At 43.9% G+C, this 8,856-nt stretch carries 11 protein-coding genes; 9 read left to right on the top strand and 2 right to left on the bottom strand.

What is annotated here, in order from left to right:
- Window positions 1–48: 48 nt before the first annotated feature.
- Window positions 49–288, bottom strand: coding sequence for a hypothetical protein (locus tag MNV_RS20810; RefSeq protein ID WP_257000054.1), 240 nt, complete (start codon window positions 286–288; stop codon window positions 49–51).
- A complete protein-coding gene (locus MNV_RS12580) occupies window positions 276–935 on the bottom strand; it encodes an ABC transporter ATP-binding protein (RefSeq protein ID WP_257000055.1) in 660 nt (219 codons plus the stop codon). Before MNV_RS12580 ends, MNV_RS20810 begins: the two co-directional genes overlap by 13 nt.
- Window positions 936–972: 37 nt before the next feature.
- On the opposite strand from MNV_RS12580, the gene MNV_RS12585 reads away from it, so the two are divergent.
- The 9 genes from MNV_RS12585 to MNV_RS12625 all read left to right on the top strand — a co-directional run.
- Window positions 973–2,718 carry an ABC transporter permease gene (locus MNV_RS12585; RefSeq protein ID WP_096206314.1) on the top strand — a complete coding sequence of 582 codons (1,746 nt, stop codon included), beginning with the start codon at window positions 973–975 and terminating at the stop codon, window positions 2,716–2,718.
- A complete protein-coding gene (locus MNV_RS12590) occupies window positions 2,711–3,766 on the top strand; it encodes an ABC transporter permease (RefSeq protein ID WP_257000056.1) in 1,056 nt (351 codons plus the stop codon). The genes MNV_RS12585 and MNV_RS12590 overlap by 8 nt, the downstream gene beginning before the upstream one ends.
- A complete protein-coding gene (locus MNV_RS12595; protein ID WP_096206315.1) occupies window positions 3,763–4,347 on the top strand; it encodes a DUF7287 family protein in 585 nt (194 codons plus the stop codon). The genes MNV_RS12590 and MNV_RS12595 overlap by 4 nt, the downstream gene beginning before the upstream one ends.
- Complete coding sequence (locus tag MNV_RS12600; protein ID WP_096206316.1) at window positions 4,347–4,931, top strand: DUF7288 family protein; 585 nt, start codon at window positions 4,347–4,349, stop codon at window positions 4,929–4,931. Before MNV_RS12595 ends, MNV_RS12600 begins: the two co-directional genes overlap by 1 nt.
- On the top strand, window positions 4,928–5,665 hold the full coding sequence (locus MNV_RS12605) for a hypothetical protein (protein ID WP_143311772.1): 738 nt from the start codon (window positions 4,928–4,930) through the stop codon (window positions 5,663–5,665). Before MNV_RS12600 ends, MNV_RS12605 begins: the two co-directional genes overlap by 4 nt.
- A gap of 4 nt (window positions 5,666–5,669) precedes the next feature.
- Window positions 5,670–6,146, top strand: coding sequence for a DUF7266 family protein (locus MNV_RS12610; RefSeq protein WP_096206318.1), 477 nt, complete (start codon window positions 5,670–5,672; stop codon window positions 6,144–6,146).
- Window positions 6,147–6,208: 62 nt separating this feature from the next.
- On the top strand, window positions 6,209–7,021 hold the full coding sequence (locus MNV_RS12615) for a DUF7289 family protein (protein ID WP_218838020.1): 813 nt from the start codon (window positions 6,209–6,211) through the stop codon (window positions 7,019–7,021).
- Entirely contained in the window at window positions 7,018–8,412 is a 1,395-nt protein-coding gene (locus tag MNV_RS12620; RefSeq protein WP_096206320.1) for a DUF7289 family protein, read from the top strand. Before MNV_RS12615 ends, MNV_RS12620 begins: the two co-directional genes overlap by 4 nt.
- A gap of 145 nt (window positions 8,413–8,557) precedes the next feature.
- A partial coding sequence (locus tag MNV_RS12625; RefSeq protein WP_456303695.1) for a DUF7289 family protein occupies window positions 8,558–8,856 on the top strand: 299 nt, incomplete at its 3' end.

Genomic DNA, 8,856 nt, shown 5'->3' on the forward strand with positions numbered 1-8,856 from the left:
ATTAAGTATCGTATTTTAGGACAATGGGAAGTATTCTATAGTTGAGCACTACGCCTGGCTCATCAATTTAAGGAATATCTCTTCAAGAGAAGTCTCTGCCGTTTTTATATCAATTATCTTTCCGTTATGCTTCGCCACCCAGCCCGTGATTCTGTTAAATTCTTCAATGTCATTTGTGCGCGCTTTGAAATGCCCGTTGTTTTTAGCTACCTCAAAATCAAAAGGCCCGTCAGCGCTGAACTCAATATTATATTCGATGGCGCCGCATGCTTTCTTTATCTGCGCCATTGTACCGCATGCAACTTTTTTCCCCTGTTCATTATCAGTACATGGTCGCACAGGCTTTCGACCTGGTAGAGGTTATGCGCGCTGAACACTATGGTTTTCCCATGGGCTTTAAGAGACGCTACAAAATCCGCAAGGTATTTTGAGGTCGTCGGGTCAAGACCTGATGTCATTTCGTCCATGACAAGGTACTCAGGGTCGTTTATCAGCGCCCTTGCAATGGCTACTTTGCGCTGCATCCCCTTGGACATCTCTCCTATCTTCTTGTCCGGCGCATCAAGACGCAGCGCCAGAAGAAGCTCTTTTATCCTGCCAGTAGCTACGGTCTTATCAACCCCGTATATCTGCGCGAAAAACATCAGGTAATCCCATGCAAGCATACCTTCATATAACGGGCTGTCCTCGGGCAAAAAGCCAAGTTTCTGTTTTATCGTTTTCACATCCTTCCGGATGTCCATTCCCTGTACAGAAATACTCCCGCGCGTCGGGGTTATAAGCCCGCTCAGCATTTTCAGGGTTGTGGTCTTGCCTGCGCCGTTGGGTCCTACGATGCCGAATATCTCTCCTTTTTCGATCTCAAAGTTAATGGAATCAACTGCAGTAAAACCATCGTACTCTTTCCTCAGTTCCTTGACCGTTATTTCAATCATAGAAACTATTATTTAATCATAGAGTAATATAAATGTGATGGGTATACTAACGATCTCAAGATGGGAACTGAGACGGACCAGCCTGAGTTTTAGCCGGAAGCTCATTGCCCTTTCGCTTCTGATTATCATTTTAACAGGATTTGTCTCTTTATATGTCTCGCAGAACGGTTTTCATATAAACGACGGTATGTACAGGGTAATTGTTACAGACCCCGCGCTGGCAGAGGTTCTTAAGACCGATTACAAGTTCCAGGTATATATTGCGCAAGAGGAGCAGGCAAATGAACTGTATGAGCGCGGCGATTTTGATGTCGTGGTCACAGGGGATAAGGTCCGCTACCATCGCTCCGAAAAATCCAGGGCAGCCCTTGATGCGCTGGATAAGGCGGTTCAAAAATACGATGAAGCCAGGCTTTTATCCTATAACGACCTGAACAATACTTTTCCTGTATGGATAACAGTGAAAAACATCGAAAGGGAGCAGGCATTCGAACCTTTATCCATACAAAAGCTGCCTGAGATCGGGCAGGCATCCGGGGCAACAGGATCCGCCGTCGCCATAGAAACTCCCGTATCGGTTAATGATAAATCCCAGGTCCCGTCTGCCCGCGAGGTTAGCAAGGCAAAAGGTATTTTACCTGTAAAAGAAAAAACTCTTGCAACCCCGTCCCATTTTAATCCCCCCGTCCCTTTCAAATCCGTGGTATTAAGTTTCGTCTTCATCTTTCCTGTATTTTTTATAGCACAGTTCTTTTCTGCAAGCATTACGCAGGAAAGGGTGAGGCGCAGGGGTGAACTTTTACTTGCCTCACCTGTAAGCCCCTGGCAGATAGTGTTCGGAAAGCTATTGCCGTACCTGCTGCTCATGCTGGTGCTGATGGGTGGGATAACCGTCTACATCGGCGGCAGCCCCTGGATGCTGGCAATTTTACTACCGGTGGCTCTTATGTTCCTCTCAACCGCATTTCTCGGTGCAATAATCTCCCGCAGCTTCAAAGAACTCACCTTCATCCTCGTTTTCCTGTCGGTCACCCTGTCAGGTTATATTTTCCTGCCCGCCATGTTCACCAATATCCATGCTATCAGTATCATCTCCCCGATGACCCTTGTTGTAAGGCTTCTTGAAAGCGAGCCTGTATCCATAAGTGAATATATTTTCTCGACCCTGCCCTTCTACCTGGTATCTCTTCTCATATTGATGTTCGGTATTTTCATTTACAGGGAAGAAGACCTTTTTACGCAAAAGCCCATTAAAAGCAAGCTGCTGGACTCGCTCCAGGTATTCATCGAGCGCATCCCAGCCCCGCTTTTCTTCCTGAGCATTGCTCTTATCCCGCTCGTATATTCAGCCCAGCTGATCTTTATCGTGTTGATGTTCAATCTTCCTATACGCTACGGAGTAGTGATTTTTATTCTACTGGCAGCATTCATGGAGGAGCTTGTCAAATCTGTCGGGATTTATGCTGTTTTTTCAAGGAGGATGACCGGCATTACCACACGTAACGCTTTAAAAGCAGGTATTTACGCCGGTACTGGATTTTTCATAGGGGAGAAACTTATATTACTGGCAGTTATAACAGGCATTGCGAATTCGGTTTTCGGTTCCGTGATGGGCATAGGTCTTCTTATCTTCCCGTTCTTACTGCATGTCACAGGTACGACTGTCGCTTCGCTGGGTATGAGGTATCTGGGGACAGGGAAATACCTGGTATCATTGATGCTCGCTACTGCCGTCCATTCGGCTTACAACCTGTACCTTATAAGGGGAGTGCTGTTTGGGTAACACCCTGCTCATAGCTAAAAAGGAGATGAGTTCCCTTCTCCATGAGAAAACACTGGTACTTGCGATCATTATCCAGTTGCTGATAGCATCTTTTTCATCCCTGCTTGTAATAGGACTTGCGTCATTCTTTGACCCGGGAGCTCTCGGTAGATACGACATGGAAAAAGCAAATGTCGGGATCGTAGGAGGCGGGGAGCTGACACAATTCATTGAAAAAAGCAACGTAAAACCGTATTATTACAGCGAACTTAAATACGCACTTGATGATTTTAACAATAACAGGATAGATGCTGTTATTATTGTCCCGCCTGCAAATGCGGACGGCAATGAGATAATCGAGCTTACGCTTTACCTGCCAAAATCGGATATAAAAGGCACACTTGTTACCCTGCAGCTGAAAAAACCTCTTGAAGAGTACGAAGGTTTTGTCAGGAGCGTGAGGGCTCCCAGGATCGGGTTTGAACCTGTAAAACTGTACGTTGATGGGACTCCCAGGAAAACTTCAACATACTTTGAGTTCATTTATGGTGTGCTTATTCCTCTTCTTGTCTTTACGCCAGCCTTTATTTCCGGAGGTCTGGTAATAGATATGCTCACGGAAGAATATGAACGCAAAACGATGGACCTGTTGCTCGTTTCACCGGTCTCTCTTTCCGAAATTTTAAATGGCAAGATGCTCACAGCAGTGGTTATCGTCCCAATGCAGTCTTTCCTGTGGCTTGCGCTTGTCAGCCTGAACCGCATCGCGGTGCATAATGTAGGGAGCATACTGCTGCTGGTAAGCGTTACCGCGGTCATTATCGTCCTTCTTGGAGCCATTATCGCTGTTAAATACAAAGACAGGGCGATCTCACAGTATCTTTATTCACTTGTTCTTATACCGCTGTTCCTTTCGGTTTATCTTTTTGCGAGCTCGCCTTTTAATCTGGTGGCAAGGCTTTCGGCAGATGCCATCGGGAAAGAAGTACTTATCTATCTCGGTCTATACGCGGCTTTGGCTATTTTATTATGCATCTGCGCAAGAAACACTATCGGGAGCAGCAAATGAATATAAAAAGCTTACAGTCCGTTGATGGATTACATGGAATTTACCTGTTAGCAAGTCTTAATATAATTAAAGACAAAATTAAAGATGTGAAAGGCGAAGGAGCACAGATAACCATAGACTATGTTGCCGGTATGAGCATCTTCCTGCTGACGGTTGCTTTTGTATTCCAGTTCATGTACGGGCTGTTCATACCCTTCCAGTCAGGCTCGGAAGAAGTTACGCTGGCTGCTGACAGGGTGAGCACCATACTGGTGGAGCGAATGCTTGTGGCTGACAGGGCAGGGGCGATGAGCGTAATAGACCAGGGTAAGTTGATTTACTTTAATAACACGAAATTAAATGTTTCTAACCAGACAAGCTATACTAATACGCTTCGTGAACTTGGACTATTCAGTAAAGAATCTGTTTTTGACCTGAACGTATCGGTCGCGAACATTACGTATCCCAATAACCCTATGAACCAGAGCGGTCCGGAACTCCCGGATAACCTTGATATCGGGCAGACCCGGCGATTTGTATTGATTGTGAACGCTTCCACAGGCTATAACGAGACAGCCATAATTTCAGTGAGGGTGTGGTAATGTTCGATGAAAAAGCACAGTTGCATACGCTGGAAGGCGTGGCGGCGGCAACAATCCTGCTTCTGGTTATAATATATGCTATCGATGCGACCTCAATGACGCCGCTTACATCTTCTACTTCAAATGTACACGTGGAAGCCGAACTGCGGGCGCTGGGGCAGGATATTTTGAATACGATGGACTATGCAGAGCCGGGATACAACTCGAATCTCAAAAACGACATAATAACATGGGACGGGAATGAATATATCTGGAGCGGCTCGGATTACTTAATGAAGGATAACCCGGCGGTCAATCTTTCAAACAACCTGTCTGTAACCCTGAGCAATACCTTAATCAAGCAGGGCATTGCCCATAATGTAGAACTGACTTATCTTGAAAATAGCACGCTTTTGCCTAACAACAGGAACATGATATACAACGGCGACCCTTCAACCAGTGCTGTTATAGTCTCCAGAAAAATCGTGCTGCAAGATGCTGAAGCTCCTATCAATCCCAATAATCCGATATATGGTAAAGATATCGACCCATCAACCGGCCTGTTCAACATTGTAGAGGTTAAACTTATCATATGGAGGACATGATGGGATTAATAGAGAACCGTGATGCCCAGTTTATGCTTCTTGCGGGCTTCATTATTGGTATCGGGCTTGTGATAACGACTGTTATGCTCAACAGCGTCATATTCGAAGGCAATATGGCGGTCGGCGCAGGAACCGAACCATCAAAAAACGATATAATCAACCTGATACAGATCACGAATGATGAGACCAGGGCAGCCTACAGGAATGCCATAAATATCAGCGTGCCGACGAGCCTGATGATTGCCGATTTCACCAGGCAAACGCAAAATTTCAGTGATAACCTGTCAACGATCTACGCTCTGCATGGGGAAGGTGTGAATTTAAGCTGGGATGTTAGCAACTGGAACAACGATATCTATCCTTATTTCACAGATAATGGGACCGCGGGAGGCTCAGCAAACTGGACTGTAATACAAAATGTGAAAGATTCAGATATAATAGTAAACATAACCACTTTTGGTGGCTCATTTAACATAACCTTAATAAACTCAACAACAGACTGGATAAATTTAACATCGACAGGTAATTTTACTTTCAAAAAAACATCTGTGCAACCTTATTCGATTGTTTTTATAAACGGCATGAATAATGCAGGAAAGTTCAAGATTACAGGTAATACAAGCGATGGCAAGGCATTCATCCGCGCCCGTGATTATATCCTGTACGCCAATGAGACATTTTCAACCAGCAGGATGAGAGCCGATTTTACGATTCCCATCTCTGTACCGTGGTGATTTTATGAACCTCAAGAACCTGTTAAAAAATGACGGAGCGGTTTCCATTTCGATCGGCTTCATACTCATGTTCACCGTTACAGTGATAGTATTTACAGCAACTATCCTGTCCTTTTATAGCCTCTCACAGTCAAATGAAAGGACAGCTATGGGCGCAACCTTTAAAATCATAGGGGCAGGGCTTGCAGCCAGAATAAATACGGCAGACATACTTGTCAATATAACCAATTCCTACGGAGGAACCGTTAACACTCTTGAATACGAGTTCTCAATGCCTGCATCCGTAGCAGGCAGAAGCTATGCTGTGAATGTAACCGGTTCACCTTCCGAGATAATTATACAATCAGATAATGGCGCAATAACTTATTCTCCTTTTAACGTTTCCACAAATCTCACCCCGATACAAATCTACAGCGGGGCAGAGAATTATAAAATTACATATAATAAGTCCGTTAGCAATCTTAGTATAGTGGAGCAATGATATCTACATCATCATTATTATGATATATTTTAAATACTATGAGTGCAATATCCTTTAAACTTATGATTCCAACAAAGAATTTCTTAAAAGCACTACATTTCATGAAATCAGAGGATGCAGTAGCTGAAGTTCTGGACTTCGTTACAATTGTTGGAATACTTATGCTGTCCTTCAGCCTCATAGGGCTTGTGGGCTACCCTGCATTAAAGAATGCCCAGGAAGCCAGATACATAGAGAATACTAAACAGAGCTTTGTCGTGCTGGCAGATAATATCAATAAAGTAGCGACAGGGCAGGCGCCTTCCCACGGCGGGGTGATTAAGATGTACGGGGGAACGCTGAGCGTTACAGGAGGCAGCACCATCCAGGTCAACATGACCGTATATAACTCGACCTCCAATAGCATAGAAGAAAAATATGTGCTGGAACAGATGCGCAGTATCGAAAACTCTATAGGCGATACAAAGGTCGTTTATGAGGGAACAGGAGTATGGGTAAAGTATCCGACAGGCTACGTATTAAATGCTTACAAGCCGCTTATTACCAACCGGAGCGATATACTCATCATACCTGTAATTTATATTAATGGTTTTCCGGCTAAGTCGGGCACCGATATGAGCAAAATAACAGTTTGCCAGCAGGAGATTCCTTCAGAAGAAGGGGGTTGCGGGCAGCCCAGCATTACTTACTGGAGCAATGTGAGCAATGTTACGGTGATCATTACAGGCGATTACAATTCCGGATGGAAAGATTATTTCAATGGCACAATGAAATGGAGCACCAGTGCCGACGGAACGTACACTGCCAGGTTGAACGATACCAGGAACCTGGATGTTTATATATTGAAATCACAGCTTTACACGGAGATTACATGAAGTTCCTGAGTTCGGAGAAAGCGGTTTCGGAGGTTTTAGGCTATGCCATCATATTAGGTATATCTATTACGGGTGTAGCCATGATAATACTGGTCGGTATGCCTTCAATTTACAAATTGCAGGACATGTCAACCATCAGGAACGCAGAGCAGACCTTTACCCTGTCAGATTCTCTGGCAAGCAGCACCCTGCTCGGGGATGCCCTGCAGCGTGTGATTAATGTTAACCCCGGAGGGGGAGTTGTGACAGTTGAGCCCAATGGCACGGGCAGGGAGAGTTATATAGTTATAAAAAGCGCAAATGATACCTTTAACATCACGATCCCCATGGGAATGGTAAAATACACTTACGGAGACAGGATAATAGGCTACGAGGGGGGAGGCATCTGGTCAAAATATCCCTCAGGAGGCTCTGTCATGATCTCTCCCCCGGAATTTCATTATGATGGCAGGACACTGACGTTCCCGGCGCTCACCGTGGGTGGAAATGCAACTGTCGGAGGGAACGGGGCATCAAAGGTCATCTTTAAGAAAAATTCAACACAGGTATTGTTCCCAAATACTATCATAGACAAGAACAGAACTAACCCGCTAAACTACAGTATCAGCGGAAAGGTTTATGTAAATATTACAAGCGACTTCTATGATGCATGGGCAGATTATGCCAGAAGCCTATCCTATACGAATGTAAGCACGAATTCGATAAACCGCACAACCAGTATAGTACTTACTGTTGTTCCATCCACTTTAGGGGGAAGTACTACTATAACTAACCCGATTAGCTTTAAAGGGCTTCCGGACGATAATACGCCGCTGGATAATTTCAGTTTCAGGATATACGGCAAATCAGGTGGTCAATTTCTTGATTGGGACCTCCGTGCAATATCGCCATCAGGGACTAAAACATTAATATATTACATAAAGGACACTTCCCTTACGATCGGCTATAAAGACACTGCATACAACGAACCAGCTGAGACATGGGGAACAGTCCCTTATACTCCACAAACAGATAGTAATGGGAAGTACATTGATGTTGATTTATTGAACCAGAGCGTTAATTTAACTTATAGCAACCAGATTCCAGTTGGTTCCAACAGTGGTTGTAGTAATAGAATAATACAAAGTTCAAACTTTAACGATACTGCTTTTTCATGGGGCAATAGCCCTTATATAACTGAAGATAACGAAAATAAAACACAGCCTCTTTATAACATAACCCAACATTATTTCCAGAAAATGGCTCAAGAGGGTGATGTCTTTTTTGTTCAATGCCAATCCGGCGGGCTTGGGGTAAAAGGTAACTCCAGTATGGTAATCAACTATAACGCTACAGGTGCTATTACTTTCCTTCATATCTCAAATAATGTCGCAGATGTGAGCATAAACTGAAATGCCCAGAAAACATGCCATTGCAGATGCCAGTGGTTCTGAAAAATTAATATTATTAAAACCAATAGTTTATAAAAATATGTTTATTTTTTAAATTTGTGTTGTTACATGACAGAATAACAATCTTATTATCAGCATAATTAGCATGGCAGATTTTAAATACTTTGCCGGTCTAACATTTCGATTTACAGGTGATGTCATGGAGTTCTTGAGGTCTGAAAAAGCAGTTTCAGAGGTTGTAAGCCAGGTTTTCATATTGAGCCTGACAATTATAGGAATATCTGCAATAACGTTATTCGGCGTACCTTCAATTTACAGGCTGGAGGACATGGCGAACGTCAGAGCCGCAGAGCAGGCATTCACAGCATTGGATTCCCGTGTAAGCAGCGTGATAATCGGTGATTCGCCGATGAAGACTGTTAAGCATAGTCATATAAGTAATGT

The organism is Candidatus Methanoperedens nitratireducens, from assembly GCF_900196725.1.
GTDB classification, from domain to species: Archaea; Halobacteriota; Methanosarcinia; order Methanosarcinales; family Methanoperedenaceae; genus Methanoperedens; species Methanoperedens nitroreducens_A.